The organism is Pseudomonas sp. H3(2019) (assembly GCF_007713465.1).
Classification (GTDB): domain Bacteria; phylum Pseudomonadota; class Gammaproteobacteria; order Pseudomonadales; family Pseudomonadaceae; genus Aquipseudomonas.
In genome coordinates this window covers 1-16,881 of the sequence record NZ_VMSG01000024.1, presented here as the reverse complement: position 1 = coordinate 16,881, position 16,881 = coordinate 1, and the positions used below count along the sequence as shown (strand labels likewise).

13 protein-coding genes and 2 pseudogenes are annotated in these 16,881 nt (G+C 58.6%); 12 read left to right on the top strand and 3 right to left on the bottom strand.

The window, feature by feature from the left end; all coding sequences use genetic code 11:
- The first annotated feature begins 52 nt into the window (after nucleotides 1–52).
- The 9 genes and pseudogenes from FPT12_RS21535 to FPT12_RS21495 all read left to right on the top strand — a co-directional run.
- A complete protein-coding gene (locus FPT12_RS21535) occupies nucleotides 53–1,237 on the top strand; it encodes an MFS transporter (RefSeq protein WP_145019762.1) in 1,185 nt (394 codons plus the stop codon).
- 150 nt (nucleotides 1,238–1,387) lie between these two features.
- Nucleotides 1,388–3,070, top strand: a complete 1,683-nt coding sequence (locus tag FPT12_RS21530; RefSeq protein WP_145019759.1) for a fatty acid--CoA ligase — start codon at nucleotides 1,388–1,390, stop codon at nucleotides 3,068–3,070.
- 336 nt (nucleotides 3,071–3,406) lie between these two features.
- On the top strand, nucleotides 3,407–5,296 hold the full coding sequence (locus FPT12_RS21525; protein ID WP_145019756.1) for a DUF1302 domain-containing protein: 1,890 nt from the start codon (nucleotides 3,407–3,409) through the stop codon (nucleotides 5,294–5,296).
- Between the two features lie 28 nt (nucleotides 5,297–5,324).
- A complete protein-coding gene (locus FPT12_RS21520) occupies nucleotides 5,325–6,689 on the top strand; it encodes a DUF1329 domain-containing protein (RefSeq protein WP_145019753.1) in 1,365 nt (454 codons plus the stop codon).
- 217 nt (nucleotides 6,690–6,906) lie between these two features.
- Complete coding sequence (locus FPT12_RS21515; RefSeq protein WP_145019750.1) at nucleotides 6,907–9,645, top strand: LuxR C-terminal-related transcriptional regulator; 2,739 nt, start codon at nucleotides 6,907–6,909, stop codon at nucleotides 9,643–9,645.
- A 29-nt stretch (nucleotides 9,646–9,674) separates the two neighbouring features.
- Nucleotides 9,675–9,761, top strand: a pseudogene (locus FPT12_RS21510) (cysteine methyltransferase); the annotation flags it as partial.
- Between the two features lie 13 nt (nucleotides 9,762–9,774).
- Nucleotides 9,775–10,104 carry a DUF427 domain-containing protein gene (locus tag FPT12_RS28415; protein ID WP_371922601.1) on the top strand — a complete coding sequence of 110 codons (330 nt, stop codon included), beginning with the start codon at nucleotides 9,775–9,777 and terminating at the stop codon, nucleotides 10,102–10,104.
- On the top strand, nucleotides 10,085–12,232 hold the full coding sequence (egtB, locus tag FPT12_RS21500) for an ergothioneine biosynthesis protein EgtB (RefSeq protein ID WP_145019744.1): 2,148 nt from the start codon (nucleotides 10,085–10,087) through the stop codon (nucleotides 12,230–12,232). The genes FPT12_RS28415 and egtB overlap by 20 nt, the downstream gene beginning before the upstream one ends.
- 107 nt (nucleotides 12,233–12,339) lie before the next feature.
- A pseudogene (locus tag FPT12_RS21495) lies at nucleotides 12,340–12,534 on the top strand (response regulator transcription factor); the annotation flags it as partial.
- A gap of 85 nt (nucleotides 12,535–12,619) precedes the next feature.
- On the opposite strand, the gene FPT12_RS21490 reads toward FPT12_RS21495, so the two are convergent.
- Together FPT12_RS21490 and FPT12_RS21485 are read right to left on the bottom strand one after the other, a co-directional pair.
- Nucleotides 12,620–13,939 (bottom strand): HAMP domain-containing sensor histidine kinase, encoded by a 1,320-nt coding sequence (locus tag FPT12_RS21490; protein ID WP_145019741.1) that lies wholly within the window; start codon nucleotides 13,937–13,939, stop codon nucleotides 12,620–12,622.
- Nucleotides 13,924–14,607 carry a response regulator transcription factor gene (locus FPT12_RS21485; protein WP_145019738.1) on the bottom strand — a complete coding sequence of 228 codons (684 nt, stop codon included), beginning with the start codon at nucleotides 14,605–14,607 and terminating at the stop codon, nucleotides 13,924–13,926. Before FPT12_RS21485 ends, FPT12_RS21490 begins: the two co-directional genes overlap by 16 nt.
- Before the next feature lie 129 nt (nucleotides 14,608–14,736).
- Here FPT12_RS21485 and FPT12_RS21480 point away from each other — a divergent pair, with 129 nt between their 5' ends.
- The 3 genes from FPT12_RS21480 (at nucleotide 14,737) to FPT12_RS21470 (ending at nucleotide 16,335) form a co-directional block, all read left to right on the top strand.
- Entirely contained in the window at nucleotides 14,737–14,997 is a 261-nt protein-coding gene (locus FPT12_RS21480) for a hypothetical protein (RefSeq protein ID WP_145019735.1), read from the top strand.
- 161 nt (nucleotides 14,998–15,158) lie between these two features.
- Nucleotides 15,159–15,659, top strand: coding sequence for a methylated-DNA--[protein]-cysteine S-methyltransferase (locus tag FPT12_RS21475; protein WP_145019733.1), 501 nt, complete (start codon nucleotides 15,159–15,161; stop codon nucleotides 15,657–15,659).
- Between the two features lie 73 nt (nucleotides 15,660–15,732).
- Nucleotides 15,733–16,335 carry a hypothetical protein gene (locus FPT12_RS21470; protein WP_145019730.1) on the top strand — a complete coding sequence of 201 codons (603 nt, stop codon included), beginning with the start codon at nucleotides 15,733–15,735 and terminating at the stop codon, nucleotides 16,333–16,335.
- Between the two features lie 118 nt (nucleotides 16,336–16,453).
- Here the strand turns inward: FPT12_RS21470 and FPT12_RS27705 are convergent.
- Nucleotides 16,454–16,881, bottom strand: a 428-nt coding sequence (locus FPT12_RS27705; RefSeq protein WP_178098845.1) for a hypothetical protein, incomplete at its 5' end; no start/stop codon positions are given.

Sequence of the window (16,881 nt, the reverse complement as noted above, 5' to 3'; positions counted from 1 at the left end):
TTTTATCGCCAACTTAGCATAGCGCCACGATAACAACGAAAAGCGTGCCGCCATGAATCAGCCCCGAAACGTCATCCGCTATATCAACGCAGCCCATGTGATCGATCACATGTTCATGCTGATTTTCCCCGCCGCCGTGCTTGGCATGACTCAGGTCTTTGCGCTGGATTACGCGGCGATGATTGGCTTGTCCCTCGGCGGGTTCATTGCCTTTGGCGCTTGTTCACTACCGGCGGGTTGGCTGGGTGACCGCTGGAGTCGGCGGCAGATGATGTTGGTGTTTTTCTTCGGCATCGGCGCCTCGGCGATTTTTACCAGCTTGAGCAGCAGTGCGCCGATGCTGGTCTTCGGGCTGACGCTGATGGGGGTGTTTGCGGCGATTTACCACCCGGTCGGTACCGCGATGCTGGTGGCTTATGCACAAAACCGTGGTCGGGAAATCGGCATCAACGGCATGTGGGGCAATTTGGGGGTGGCGTTTTCGGCGTTGATCACCGGGCTGCTCGTTGCGCAGTTCGGCTGGCGTTCGGCGTTCATCTTGCCGGGTGTGGTCGCCATTCTGTTGGGCGCAGGCTTTGCCTGGCAGGTGCGTGAAGAGCCGATTCCAGTGCGCCCTCATGCACCGCTCAAGGGGGCCGCAGGTCAGCGGATTTCCATGGTCATGGTGTTCAGCGTATTGGCGCTGGCCACCGCTACCGGCGGGGTGGTGTTCAACGCCACGACCATGACCTATCCGAAGTTGTTTCAGGAGCGCTTGCACGACCTGTTTGCTTCACCGCAAACGCTCGGTGTCGTGGTCAGTTTGGCCTACGCCTTTGGTGCCGTGGCGCAGTTGAGCATTGGCCGGGTGTTGCATCGTTTCAGCCTGAAGTGGCCGTTCATGGTGCTGACCCTGTGCCAGGCGCCACTGCTGTTTGGCCTGGCCTATGTCGAAGGTTCGGCGGTGATCGTGCTCGGTGCCGCGTTCATGTTCGTGGTATTCGGGCAGGTTACGGTGAATGACTCGATGGTCGCCAACTTCGTTGCGCCGCAATGGCAATCACGAGTCTTCGCCTTGCGTTATTGCTTGTCGTTCGGTGCCAGTGCCACGGCGATTCCACTGATTACGTTTATCGAACCACGTCAGGGTTTTGTGGGCCTTTACCTGATTCTTGCAGGGTTTGCGGCGTTGACCTTCGTCGCTGCGCTAGCATTCCCACGCACACCGGCGGAGGCGGCTGTAGGCCAAACGGCGTAATGGATGACGTTTTTATGTTCAGGTGCTGGCGCAAGGCTAGCATTTGTACGGCTCTGCAAATCATCCCTTTGGCTGATTTAGCTGGCGCTCCGGCTAACTAAAGTGCTTATCTTTTCAGTCACGACCGTGTAGTCAGATAAAGGGATGCTTATGTTGGAGACTCGCGTTATTCCGCCAGCCGAAGGCGCTTATCAATACCCGCTGTTGATCAAGCGGTTACTGATGTCCGGCAGCCGTTACGAGAAAACCCGCGAGATTGTCTACCGCGACCAGTTGCGCTACAGCTACCCGACCCTCATCGAGCGTGTCGCGCGGCTGGCCAACGTGCTCACGGCGGCCGGGGTCAAGGCCGGGGATACGGTGGCCGTGATGGACTGGGACAGCCATCGCTACCTCGAATGCATGTTCGCCATCCCGATGATCGGTGCGGTGATCCACACCATCAACGTGCGCCTGTCGCCCGAACAGATTCTCTACACCATGAACCACGCCGAGGACCGCTTCGTGCTGGTCAACAGCGAGTTCGTCGGGCTGTACCAGGCGCTTGCCGGGCACTTGACCACGGTTGAGAAAACCCTGCTGCTCACCGACTTGCCGGAAAAAACCGCCGACCTGCCCAACCTGATCGGCGAGTACGAGCAACTGCTGGCTGCCGCAAGCACGCAGTACAGCTTCGAAGACTTCGACGAAAACTCGGTGGCGACCACCTTCTACACCACCGGCACCACCGGCAATCCCAAGGGCGTGTATTTCACCCATCGGCAACTGGTGCTGCACACCATGGGCGTGTCGACGATCATGGGCAGCATCGACAGCGTTCGCCTGCTGGGCACCAACGACGTGTACATGCCGATCACCCCGATGTTCCACGTGCATGCCTGGGGCTTGCCGTACGTGGCGACCATGCTTGGGCTCAAGCAGGTTTACCCCGGCCGCTACGACCCGGAATACCTGGTGGAGTTGTGGCGCAAGGAAAAGGTCAGTTTCTCCCATTGCGTGCCGACCATTCTGCAAATGGTCCTCAACGCCAAGTCCGCGCAAGGCACGGATTTCGGCGGCTGGAAAATCGTCATCGGTGGCAGCGCCCTGAACCGCGCGCTGTACGAAGCGGCGAAGGCCAAGGGCATTCAGTTGACCGCCGCCTATGGCATGTCGGAAACCGGGCCGCTGGTGTCCTGCGCTCACCTCAACGATGAGCTGATGGCCGGCACCGAAGACGAACGCACCACGTATCGCATCAAGGCCGGCGTGCCGGGTCCCCTGGTGGAAGCAGCGATCATCGACGCTGACGGCAACTTCCTGCCGGCCGACGGCGAGTCCCAGGGCGAACTGGTGCTGCGTGCGCCGTGGCTGACCGAAGGTTATTTCAACGAATCCGAGAAGGGCAAAGAGCTCTGGGCCGGGGGCTGGCTGCACACTGGTGATGTCGCGACCCTGGACAGCATGGGGGTGATCGACATCCGTGACCGGATCAAGGATGTGATCAAGACCGGTGGCGAGTGGATTTCCTCCCTGGACCTCGAAGACCTGATCAGCCGTCATCCGGGGGTACGCGAAGTAGCAGTGGTCGGTATCCCTGACCCGCAATGGGGCGAGCGCCCGTTTGCCTTGCTGGTACTCCGTGAAAGCCATGCGATAGGCGCCAGGGAGCTCAAGGAACACCTCAAGCCGTTCGTCGAACTGGGGCACCTGAGCAAGTGGGCCATCCCGAGCCAGATCGCCCTTGTTACTGAAATTCCCAAGACCAGTGTCGGCAAGCTCGACAAGAAGCGGATCCGCGTCGACATCGCGCAATGGCAGGCGAGCAACAGCACCTTCCTTTCGACGCTTTAAGCGTCCTTTGCCGAGCCCGAAAGGGCCCGGCAAGCCCACCAAGCAAGCGCTTGGCTTGTTTATTCCGAATTTTCAGCCATCCTTGCCGGGCCGACATCTGTCGGACTGGCAACAGGACTGCTCTGAAGTTGTGGGGGCTGCAAATCACACTTTAGAGGGATCAAGCAGTACTACCTGCTGGCTATAGTCCGCTCAAGGATTTTTAAGAACGGGGCAAACGCACAAAACGGGGCGATGCAACTTTGAATGATTTCGCGAGCGCATGGCTCTCCGTCCTTCAGAGCGTTTTTAAAAGTGCTCACTGCCATAACAATAAAAGCACATGGAGTAGCGTCGATGACATCAGTAAACCAGTTCTGGCGCCGGGCGAAACTGCCTCTGGCGGTCAGTCTCGCCTCTACGCTCGCCGGACCCGCATTCGGCGTCAGTTTCAACGTCGGTGAAATTGAAGGTCAGTTCGACTCGTCCCTCTCCCTGGGCATGAGCGTATCGACCCAACAACCGAACAAGAACCTGATCGGTGTCAACAACGGTGGCAAGGGCCTGTCCCAGACCTCCGATGACGGTCACTTGAACTTCAAGAGCGGGCAAGCCTTTTCGAAAATCTTCAAGGGCATCCATGACCTTGAATTGAAATACGGCGATACCGGCGTCTTCGTGCGCGGTAAATACTGGTACGACTTCGCGCTGCAAAACCAGGACCTGGAATTCAAGAACGTCAGCAACGACGGACGCAAGGAAGGCGCCAGGTCGTCGGGTGGGGAAATCCTCGACGCCTTCGTCTACCACAACTACTCCATTGCCGATGAGCCGGGCTCCGTGCGCTTGGGCAAACAGGTGGTCAACTGGGGCGAAAGTACCTTCATCGGTGGCGGCATCAACTCGATCAACCCGATCGACGTGTCCGCATTCCGTCGTCCCGGTGCCGAGATCAAGGAAGGCCTGATCCCGGTCAACATGTTCTACATCTCGCAAAGCCTGACCGAGAGCCTGTCGGCTCAAGCGTTCTACCAGATCGGCTGGGACCAGACCGTTGTCGACAACTGCGGTACCTTCTTCTCCCAGCCAGACATCATTGCCAACGGTTGCACTGATAATCTGCGCGTACTGAGCAAGCGTTCGACCATCCCGGCCGTCGCCTTGGGGCCATTGGCCGCGAATGGTGTCGACGTCAACGAAGAGGGTGTACTGGTTCGTCGTGGTAGGGACCGCGAGGCGAGCAACGGCGGCCAGTGGGGCGCGGCCTTCAAGTACATGTTCGATCCGCTGGACACCGAGTTCGGCGCCTACTTCATGAACTACCACAGCCGTGCGCCGATCTTCAGTGCGACCGGTGCTCCGCAATCGGTCTATAACGGCGTCGCAGCCTTGCCAGGTCCATTCAAGGCCCTGGGGCCGCTGGTAGTCGCGGGTAACTCGCAGTACTTCGTCGAGTACCCGGAAGACATCCGCCTCTATGGTCTGAGCTTCTCCACCACCCTGCCTACCGGTACGGCGTGGAGCGGTGAGATCAGCTACCGGCCGAATGCGCCGGTGCAGTTGAACTCCACCGATATCCTCTTCGCCGGTGTTCGTCCGCTGGGTGGCGCGCTGACCAACGCTTCGTTGCTCCAAGGGGTTCCAGGGGAAGACCTGCACGGCTATCGCCGTAAGGAAATCACCCAGATCCAGACCACCTTCACGCACTTCTTCGATCAGGTCATGGGCGCCCAGCGTCTGACTCTGGTAGGTGAAGTCGGACTGACTCACGTCGGTGGCCTGGAAAGCACGTCCGATGTCCGTTATGGCCGCGATCCGGTCTTCGGCCCAGGCGAACTGCCTGCCACGGGTGGTCTGGACACCTGCTCGCAGATCCTCAACACCTCCACCATCAACGGTGCCGGGCCAGGTGCGTCGGCCAACAACCGCAGCACCAACTGCAACAACGACGGTTTCACCACCGCCAATTCCTGGGGCTACCGCGCCCGCGCCATCTGGGAATACCCGGACGTCTTCGCCGGTGTGAACCTCAAGCCGAACGTCGCCTGGTCCCATGACGTCAGCGGTTACTCGCCAGGCCCTGGCGGCAACTTCGAGGAAGGTCGCAAAGCGGTCAGCCTGGGTCTCGATGCCGAGTACCAGAACACCTACACCGCGAGCCTCGCCTACACCAACTTCTTTGGCGGCAAGTACAGCACCGTGGATGATCGCGACTTCGTTGCGCTCAGCGTCGGCGTGAACTTCTAAGCACTGCATCATCAGGACGAACAAGAATATGAAAGTAACCAAAAGTCTGTTGCAAGCGGGTGTCCTCGGGCTTTCGCTGTTGGCAACCGCGGTCATGGCAGCGGTTCCGGCTGCTGAGGCGGACAAGTTGGGCAAGAGCCTGACGCCGATGGGCGCGGAAATGGCAGGCAATGCCGATGGCTCGATCCCGGCCTGGAAACCCATGGCGAAAAACGCCGGGGCCGTCGACAGCAAGGGCTTCCTGTCCAACCCGTATGCCAGTGAGCAACCGCTGTTCACCATCACCGCGCAAAACGTCGACAAGTACAAAGACAAACTGGCGCCGGGCCAATACGCGATGTTCAAGCGTTACCCGGACACCTTCAAAATGCCGGTGTACCCGTCCCATCGCGGCGCGACCGTGCCGGATGATGTGTTCGCCGCCATCAAGGAAAACGCCACCAACACCAACCTGGTGTCCGGTGGCAACGGTCTGGAGAACTTCAAAACGGCCGTGCCGTTCCCGATTCCGAAAAGCGGCGTCGAAGTCATCTGGAACCACATCACCCGCTATCGTGGCGGCAGCGTGACCCGTCTGGTGACCCAGGCCACGCCGCAGCCGAACGGCTCGTACAGCATGGTGTACTTCCAGGACCAATTCGTGTTTCGCGACAAAATGAAGGATTACGACCCGAAAAACCCGGGCAACATCCTGTTCTACTTCAAGCAGAAAGTGACTGCGCCGGCGCGTCTGGCCGGTGGCGTGCTGCTGGTTCACGAAACCCTCGACCAGGTGAAGGAACCGCGTTCGGCGTGGGTCTACAACGCCGGTCAGCGTCGTGTGCGTCGTGCCCCGCAAGTGTCGTATGACGGTCCGGGGACGGCTGCCGATGGCCTGCGTACTTCCGATAACCTGGACATGTACAACGGTGCGCCGGATCGTTACGACTGGAAGCTCGAAGGCAAGAAAGAGCTGTACATTGCCTCCGACAGTTACAAACTCGACTCGCCGACGCTCAAGTACGACGACATCATCAAGGCCGGTCATATCAACCAGGACCTGACGCGTTACGAACTGCGTCGCGTCTGGCATGTGGTTGCCACCCTGAAGGAAGGTCAGCGTCACATTTATGCCAAGCGTGACTTCTACATTGACGAAGACACCTGGCAAGCCGCAGTCATCGATCACTACGACGGTCGTGGTCAACTGTGGCGTGTGGCCGAGGCGCATGCCGAGAACTACTACGACAAGCAAGTGCCGTGGTATGCCCTGGAAGCTCTCTACGACCTGCAGTCCGGCCGCTACCTGGCGCTGGGGATGAAGAACGAAGAGAAACGCGCGTATGACTTCGGCTTCACCGCGAGCACCAGTGATTTCACCCCGGCTGCGCTGGCTCAGGACGGCGTTCGCTAACGTGTCGTAACACAGAGGCCGCATCCTCGAAAAACGCCCCGACTGGTTCGGGGCGTTTTTTTTGTCTCAAAAAAAGATCGGTGCATCACCAGCCCCGCAACTTTTTTTCGTAGTCTTTTTGTAGCCATTTGTAGCAGGAACCTTCAATCCGCTCCGGTTTACCGCTAGTCTGCGGACATCTGCAATGCCGACAACAGCACCTAAACAAGAGTTGGCTATGACTGACCTGTTTCGAATCCAAAGGCCATCCGGCGCTGCAATGCCTGTGCTGGAAGGGCGTTTTTACCGGCCCCCCTTGCCTGACAGCTATGTGCTGCGGCCTCGTCTGTGCGAGCGGCTGAGTGCCGGGTTGCAAGGGCGATTGCTGTTGGTCAGCGCGCCAGCGGGGTTCGGTAAAAGCTCATTGGCGGTGGAGTTCTGTCAGAGCCTGCCGGCGCATTGGCAAAGCCTCTGGCTGGGGTTGAGTCCGCGCGACAATGACCCCGGGCGCTTCCTCGAACGGCTGCTTGAAGGCCTGCAAGACTATTTTCCACAGCTGGGCAGCCAGGCCCTCGGCCTGCTGAAAATGCGTCAACGCCATCAACCGTTCGCCTTCGAAGAATGGCTGGACGGGCTACTCGACGAGTTGGCCATTCACCTGTCACCGAGTACGCCGCTGCTGCTGGTTCTGGATGACTACCATCTGGCCCAGGGCCCGGTGCTCGATCGCTGCCTGCAATTTTTCCTCAATCATTTACCCGATGGCCTGTTGGTGCTGGTGACCAGTCGCCAGCGTCCCGACTGGCACCTGGCGCGTTTGCGCCTGTCGCGGCAATTGCTTGAGCTGAGCGAACAGGACCTGCGCCTGACCCACGATGAATCCCTGGCGCTGCTTGATCGACACAGCAGTTCATTGCGCGGCGAGGCGCTGGAGAATCTGATCCAGCGCAGCGAAGGCTGGGTCGCGGGGCTGCGTTTCTGGTTGCTGGCCGCCTCTGAAGCGCGCAATGGCGGCAGGTTGCCGCAGCCGCTGCACGGTGGCGAAGGCTTGATACGCGACTACCTGCTTGAAGAAGTCATCGACTGCCTGCCCGCCGAAGTGCAGGCATTTCTGTACGACACCGCACCGCAAGAGCGCTTTTGCAGCGAGCTCTGCGACGCCGTGCGCGAAGCCCATGACAGCGCCGAGATCCTGCGCTTTCTGCTGTCCCATCAAGTGTTCCTGGTGCCGCTCGACGAGCACGGCCATTGGTACCGTTATCACCATCTGTTTTCCGATCTGTTGCGCAGCCGGCCAACTGCCAATGCCATGGTGCCCACCGCCAGCCTGCACCTGCGCGCCTGTCGCTGGTTCAATGCCCAGGGTTTGCTCGATGAAGCAGTGGAGCAGGCATTGCGCGCCGGGCATCTGGATGTAGCGGCGAACCTGGTGCAGAACCTTTCCGAAGAACAGCTGCTGGCCGAACAGAACGTCGGCATGCTGCTGCGCTGGAAGATGGACTTGCCCGACAGCCTGCTGATCAGCACACCGCGGCTGATCGTGCTGTACAGCTGGGCGCTGGGGCTGGCCTGCCAGCTCGACGCTGCCGAAGAGTTGGCCAGCCACTTGAGTCGCTTCCTGCCCGCGCCGTCGGCCACCGCGCAGAAATCCATGCTGGCGCAGTGGCTGGCGCTCAGCGGGATCATCGCCCGTGGTCGCGGCCAGCGTGAACTGACGCTGCTGTATTGCAACGAGGCGCTGGAGAGCCTGCCGCACAAACGCTACGGGCAACGCTTGATGTGCCTGTCGACCTTGTCCAACCTGGCGATCGCCGACGCGGATCTGTGGCGCGCCCGGGGCTTGAACCGTGAGTCGCTGGAACTGGCGCAACGGGTCGGTAATCCGCTGTTCGAGGCGCTGGCTCATTACGACCGCGCACGAGTGCTGCAAGCGCGTGGGGAAATTCTCCGTTCGCTGGACGAAGTGCATCACGGCCAGCAACGTTTGCAGGGATTATCGTCGCAGCGGCTGTATGCGGTTCGCGCACGCCTGACCTTGTATGAAGGTTTCCTGCTGACCCTGCGCCTGCAGCCCGAAGCCGGGCTGGCGCGTTTGCGGACGGGATTGAACGAAGCGCGGGCCTGTCGCGATATCAGCGTGCTGATCGGTCATTGTGTGATCGCCAAGCTTGAAGGCAGCAAAGGCGAGTTTGCCCGGGCGTTTGCCGAACTGGCCGAGGCCGAACGGCTGATGCACATCTGGGATGTGCCGCCAATTTACTACCTGGCGATGATCACGCTGGTGAAATGTGAGCTGTGGCTGGCTCAGGGGCGCACCGATCTGGCCGAAGCCTGGCTGGCGCGACTAGGCCAGACTTACAACGGCGAGCAAGCCGCGGCGCCGCCGGAGTTTCATCCGCAAATGCCGCTGCACATCGAATTGCAGCAAGCGCTGCTGGAGTCCATCCAAGGGCAGCCGATGCTGGCCGAAGGGCGGTTGAACGCACTGCTGGAACATGGGCAGAAGACCGGAAGGCAGATGCTCAGCGTGATGGCGTTGATTCAGAAGGTGGCGCTGCTGCTGAACATTGGCCGTGAAGCCGAAGCGCGCCAGGCCTTGGGGCTGGCCTTCGAGGCGGCGGCCGGTGGTGTCCTGCAACCTTTTGAAGGGTTACTGCGCGATCGCCCGGACTGGTTGCGTGAGCAACTGGCGCAGTGTCCGGCCGGTGCACTGCGTGAGAGCCTGCTCGAGCGCTTGCCCCAAGCCACTGCCCGCGAGACGGTTGAGTTGCAGCACCCTGGTGAAGCGCTCAGCGCCCGCGAACAGGCAGTCCTGCAATTGATCGCCCAAGGCTGCTCGAACCAGGAAATCAGCGATCAGCTGTTCATCTCGCTGCACACCGTCAAAACCCACGCCAGCCACATCAACGGCAAGCTCGGTGTCGAACGCCGTACCCAAGCCGTGGCTCGGGCCAAGGAATTGGGCTTGTTGGTGTAGGCCAAGGCGCTATCGTTCCCACTCTCTGGAGTCTGACCGGGTTTGCGGGTGGACTCGCGGCCAAGCAGTTGCTGCTCGCACTGGAAGGTAAAGAGACGCTGCAACTTGAGTTTTGATGGCCCCCGTTGCATGGACTGCTGCCGATGTGTTCAGAGTCCAGCGGTTTTTTATATCCCGAGATCCGACATTCGGATTGAACATTACGCGCGGACCGAACATCAAACTCATTACCCCTACAAGGGTCGCGCCAATTATTTGAGCCTTGGCGACGGCGCAAAGACCGCCGAAAACGCGGTCTGGACCTACGAAGACACGTACCCGACAGTGGCGCAAATCAAGGAACTCGGTCAGGGAAAGAACGTACGAAGCCCTGCCTCCTCTGAAAATACCAGAGAGTCGACAGACCAGCGGAGCGACGATTCAGCGGAGAGAAAACCTGATGACCAGCACCTTAAGTGAGCTATGCGACCTCCCCGCCAGTAGCGCGCTTCTCAAGCGCTACCAAACTATTCGCAGCAGGACAGAGAACCTGATTGCACCGCTCAGCCCTGAGGACATGGTCGTCCAGTCAATGCCTGATGCCAGCCCCGCCAAGTGGCACATGGCGCACACCACCTGGTTTTTCGAGACGTTTCTGCTGGCCGAAAACGTCGTCGACTACCCCCTGTTCGATCCGGCGTTCGGTTACCTGTTCAACTCCTATTACGAAGCCATCGGCCCCCGTCATCCCCGGCCACAACGCGGGTTGATGACACGTCCGACCGTGGCCAAGGTGCTGGACTACCGCAAGCATGTCGATAAACACATGCGTACCTTGCTCCAGTCGGCGTTGCCCAGCGGCACCGCCGAATTGATCGAGCTGGGTTTGGCCCATGAGGAGCAGCATCAAGAGCTGTTGCTGATGGACATCCTGCATTTGTTCAGTACCTCCTCGCTCAAGCCAGCCTATGACCTGCGCTGGCCCAAAGACCTCTCCGGGCGTCGCGGCCAGTTCAAGCCGCTCAAGGGCGGGCTGACCGAAATGGGTCACAAGGGCAACGGTTTCGCCTTCGACAACGAAGGCCCAAGACACACCACTTACCTGCAATCCTTCGAGATCAGCGACCGCCTGGTGACTAACGGTGAATGGCTGGCCTTCATGGCGGACGGCGGCTACAGCAAAGCCAGCCTATGGCTGTCAGACGGCTGGGCGGCAGTGCAGCAGAACGGCTGGAACGCCCCGCTTTATTGGCAGCACGATGACCAGGGCTGGCGGCAGATGACGTTGCGTGGTCTGGAAGCCATCGACCCGATGGCTCCGGTGATCAGCATCAGCTATTACGAAGCCGCTGCGTTTGCCCAATGGGCCGATGCACGCCTGCCCACCGAAGCCGAGTGGGAAGCCGCCGCTAAAGCGGGTCTGCTGGAACAAGTCGATAACGTGGCCTGGCAGTGGACACAAAGTGCGTACAACGCCTACCCGGGATTCCGTCCGGCGGACAGCGCGGTGGGCGAATACAACGGCAAGTTCATGATCAACGTGATGGTTTTGCGTGGGGGTGCCAGCATCACCTCCCCGGGCCATACCCGCTTGACCTATCGTAACTTTTTCGGCCCGGACAAGCGCTGGATGTTCTCCGGTTTGCGTCTGGCCCGAGATGCGCGTCAGCCGGGTGCGGTGAACAACCACGACAGTGAATTTGGTCGTGATGTCATCGGCGGCTTGTCGGCCCCGGTGAAAAGCCTGTCGCCCAAATACTTCTACGATGCCACGGGCTCCGAGCTGTTCGAGGCCATTTGCGAGACGGTCGAGTATTACCCGACGCGTGCCGAAACCGGTCTGCTGACCCGGGTTGCGCAACAGATTGCCGATGCGATTCCAGAGGGCGCGGCTCTGGTGGAGTTCGGCAGCGGCGTCAGCGAGAAAACCCGCCTGCTGCTCGACGCCGCGCCCCAGATTGGGCTGTACGTGCCCATCGACATCAGCGCGACTGCGCTGAATAAGGCCGCCGCGCTGCTGAAAAAGCACTACAAGCAATTGAAGGTCGCGCCGCTGGTCGATGATTTCAGTCGCGCACTGCAATTGCCGGCCGAAGCGGCCGGGCACCCTTGCGTAGGTTTTTTCCCCGGTTCGACCATCGGCAACTTCACCCATGATCAAGCCGTGAAGTTCCTGCGTTCGGCCCATAGGTTATTGGGTGATGAGGCCCACTTCATTGTTGGCGTGGATCTGCTCAAGGACGCCGACATCCTGGTCGCTGCTTACGACGACGCCGAAGGGGTGACCGCGCGGTTCAACAAGAACCTGCTGATCCGCATCAACCGTGAATTGGAGGGAGACTTCAACATCGAGGCCTTCGACCATCTGGCGTTGTGGAACGACATCGATGAGCGCATGGAGATGCATCTGGTGAGCCGCCGGGAACAAGTGGTCAAGGTCGCCGGACACACCTTCCACTTCAGCGACGGCGAACGTTTGCATACCGAGAACTCGCACAAATTCACCGTGGAATCCTTCACCCGACTGGCAGCGCGTGCTGGCTGGTCGGTGAGCGGTTACTGGGTGAGTGAGACGCCGCAGGTGGCGTTGTTCAGTTTGAAGGTGTGATTTTCGTGGGGTCAACGCTAGGGTGAAAACGGTACGAGGTTATGTGCCTGATCGAGCGCTTGCCTCAGGCCACGGCCCGCGAGACGGTTGAATTTCAGCATCCCAGTGAAGCGCTCAGCGCCCGCGAACAGGCAGTCCTGCAATTGATCGCCCAAGGCTGCTCGAATCAGGAAATCAGCGATCAGCTGTTCATCTCGCTGCACACCGTCAAAACCCACGCCAGCCACATCAACGGCAAGCTCGGTGTCGAACGCCGTACCCAAGCCGTGGCTCGGGCCAAGGAGTTGGGGTTGTTGGCTTAGCGATTGATCGCTCCCAAACAGTGCCTAGGGATGATCATCTTTGGGTTGCTGCACGATGATCGGGAGGAGGCGCACTGATGGAGGTTCAGGCGTCCGTTGCTTCCGGGAATTGTTGCGGTGCCTGAGCTGAAAAGTTCAGAGTGACCGTGTAGCGGTTCTTTTCGGGCGCGACCTCGATGTGCCAGTCCAGTTTTGCGCAGAGCTGGTGCATCAGTTCGAGCCCGAGGCCGTAACCGAAATCGGTAGATTCCTGATGCTGTTGGGTGTCGCGTATCCGATTGACGATGCGCAGTTGCAGCTGTTCGAAGGTGATTTCGACGCTGCCATCGTCAGCATATTGCAAGGCGTTGCGCAGGAAGTTACCCACCACGATGCGGCACGCCGTCAGGGGCAGCCGGCAAGGCTCGTCGCTGATGTGCAGGATCAATTCGATATCGCGTTTGCCGATCAGGTAGCGGTGTTCCTGGATCAGTTCATTGAGCAACTGGCGCATGTCGAGCGGTTCTTCGCGCAGCGCTTCCGGGCTCTCGCGGCTCATCCACAACAACGTCTCGGCAATCCGCTGCATGTTCAGCACCGAGCGCTCGATCCGCTGCAAGGGCGGGGGCAGTTCGCCGCCGGACTGCACGGCGAGTAATTCCACATTGGCCTTGAGCACCGCCAGCGGCGTACGCAGTTCATGGCTGGTGTAGCGCAGCAGACGCTCTTCACGCAGGCTCGCAGCTTTAACCTGATGCACGCTGTGGGCCAGTGAATCGGCCAGCACATTGAACTCGCGAAAGATGAAATGCGGTCGGCCATTCGGTGCCGCGCCGAGGCTTTCCAGGCGGGTCGACCATTGCGTCAGCCGACCGAGCGGCCGGACCACCCACCACACCAGCAGGGCGATAATGATCAGCGCCGGAATGAACACCGCCAGACCGATCATGCCGGTCATCGCCAACTCGTGTTCCAGGTAGGCATCGGACAACGGCGTCTCAACCACGCCGCCTGCTTCATGGTCGTGGTCGGTGTCGTACATATACAGCGTTTTACCGTCGTACAACGGGTGGATCAGGATGGCCGTGCCGTCATCCTCGTCGTCGGATTCCATGTCACCGAAGAATTGCACAGCGCCGAAGACCAATGTCGGCGTGGTGTCGAGCAGGTCGCGGATGTTTCTCGGCAAGGCTTCCTTGCCGATAGCACTCTTGACGAAGTAGTTATCGGGCGGCGGAGTCGTCGGGTCCTGCTGGTAGTGCCGGGCGAAGTATTGCGCTTCCTCTTCCATCATCGCGCTGGCGGTAAACAGGAACCCGCGCATGGTATACACCGGCAGTAGCTGGTTATAGATGATCAGCACCACGGCAATGATCAACAGCAGGCTGCCGCTGATCACCCACTTCAGGCTCAGGCCTTTGCGCATGTCGCCCCCAACTGAACGCCGATACCGGGCAGGGTGTGGATCAGCGCCACGTCGAAGTCTTTATCGACCGCCTTGCGCAGACGGTGCATGTGCACCTTGAGCGTGTTGCTGTCCGGCAATTCATCACCCCAGATTGCCGCTTCGAGACGCTCGCGATTGACGGCGGCGGGGCTGGAGCGCATCAGGCATTCAAGCAACGTCCAGCCGGTTGGCGACAAGTGCAGTTCCTGACCGTTGCGACTGACCTTGCGCGTTGAAAGGTCCATGATCAGGTCAGCGACTTGCAGCCGACTGGCCTGGCCACTGCGGCGCAGGCTCAGGGCACGAATCCGGGCAACCAGTTCCGGCAGTTCGAAGGGTTTGACCAGATAGTCGTCGGCCCCGACCGAGAAACTGGCGAGTTTGTCGGCCAGGGCATCCAGCGAAGTGAGCATCAGGATCGGCGTCTGATTGCCGTGCTCGCGCAGCTTTTTGCACACCTGCTGGCCGTCCAGGCGCGGCAGCATGATGTCGAGCAAGATCACGTCATAGTGCTGAGCAAGCGCCAGGTTCAAACCCCTTTGCCCATCACTGGCGTGGTCGCAGACGATCCCGGTGATTTCCAGGTACTCGATGACAGTGTTCGCCAGGTCGATGTTGTCTTCGACCAACAACAGATGAATATGCACGCACAGACCCACGGTTTTTCACTAGTGGGGCAGAGGATAGCGGAGTTACCTTCCGTCGCGACAATGTTCACCTGACGTTAACCCGATGCTCCTTATCGTGACGGCGTGTTTCAACAACAGGACCTCGACATGCAACCCGCAGGCTCGGAAAAGGAAAGCGACCATTACACCGCACAGTTTGTTTTTTGCTTGCTGCTGGTGCTGAGTATCGCCATTGGCATGGCCATCTACATCTCCCGGCTGAATGTCTGGATCGGCAAGACACGACTGGACTCGGCCACCCAGCCGCTCGAGTGCGGCAAAGGGCAGGGCGCATTCATCATCGACCCAAGCGGTAAGCGCAATAATTGCTACTTTGTGGAAGATGCCGAAGCGGCTGACGATCAATAGCGCTAAACGCGGGTGGCATCAGCCTGCAAAATTCAATCGCAAGAAACGTAGTTCTTGCGTTTGAACCCACAATTACTCTGAATACGTCCTCTGACACAGATGATCGATCGCCTTCAACGTCCAATGACGCCTAAGGCCTCCGTCGGATCAAGGAGTCAACCATGTCGTACGTATTCAAGCTGATGAAATCCCCCGTCGGCACCCTCACCCTGGTCGCCAAGGGCATCGCGCTCTGCGCGATCTTGTGGGAAAACGAAAAGTTCGACCGGGTTCGTATCGGCCCGTTGCAGGAAGATATCCACAGCCCGGTGTTGCTGGAGGCTGAGCGCCAACTCAACGAGTACTTCGCGGGTGAGCGTGATTGCTTTGAGCTGGAACTGGATTTTGCCGGGACGGAGTTTCAGCAAAAGGTTTGGCAGGCGTTGCTGACGATTCCGTTTGGGGAGACGCGGAGTTATAGCCAGATTGCCCAGCAGATTGGTAATCCGAAGGCAGTTCGGGCGGTGGGGGCGGCGAATGGGAAGAATCCGATTTCGATAGTTGCGCCGTGCCATCGGGTGATTGGGGCTTCGGGGAGTTTGACCGGGTTTGCGGGTGGGTTGGGGGCGAAGCAGTTTTTGTTGGCGTTGGAGGGGAAGGAGACGTTGCAGTTGGTGTTTTGACGTGTTGTGGGGCGGCGGCCGATTATCGCGGGGCGACTTGGCTAACTGAATATCTCAAGGAGTGAGGAGGGTCATGAATTTTTTCAGTCGTATCAAGACCTTTGTCAGGCAAGACCCCAAGGAACAAGTTGTCGGGTATTCCATAACAGAGCTCAAAACAGTTTTTACTGAGCCTTTGTTGCACACGATCCACACTCAGTCTGGCCAGCTGAGAGCGGTGTCTTTGGAAGATGTGGGTGTTCCAGCTTATTACGTTTCGCTCCTGATCGATGGAGGCGACATTCATGCGTTTTGGGCGATCGTGGAATCAAGCTTCACATTTGTAAACGAGAAAGAATTCAACGATCTACCCGTGAAGCTGTATGAGAGCGCTCAAAAGAGTGAACACTTGATTTTTTCTGTATCCACCAGAGAATTCAACTCCGTCACTATACGGCTGGTTACGAATAGCACTGATTTACTGAAGGCTATCCATGGTGAGAAATTCGCCGTACCTCCGCCTTGGGTAGCCTTTGAGGGTTACAATCCATCATGGTGGGGCGGAAACATGCAAGGCGCTCCGGGTTACTACAACGACAACTTCTTCTTCCCGTTTTTCACAAGTTTAAATGAGGCGGAAAAGCGAGATTATTATGCAAGATACAACGCCACAGATGAGTGGGTAAGCAGTTTTTAATCAATATATGGCGAGTGATGCTAGTAACTGGGTTAAGGAGTTTTTCAGGGGTGGACCACGTTTTGCTCAAACTCATGATCGTGGTCTGTCCCTGTATTGCGCGGGTGGCAGGAAGTTGTTATGTGCTGCGCACGAATTCATTGATGATTTCTCTGGCAATCGCCTGTTCATTGTGCGTGGGAGCTTGGTACTTAACAACGCAAAATGACTTGCTTTGAATTTTCAGTTCGTGACAAACGATATGAATAATCCACGCCTCGAGGCTCTTTCGTTTCGCATCATCTCGATACTCATCTGGCAACTGCTTCACGTAAGCTGAGAACTTTGATGGCTGAGGAACCCCAAAGGCTGATAGGTTTATGGCGACTCGGCGAAGAGTTCCGCTGTTCGCAAAGTGACGACTAATACGTTCAATTACGTTGTATCCCTCTGCTTTGCCGTATTCGCCAATGTAGAAGGGGCTCTTTGAGCCAGACTGTACTAGAAAGTACGTAAGCGCTCCATGAACTCCACATTCAAAGTCATCACCTGATCCTCGATGCTGTG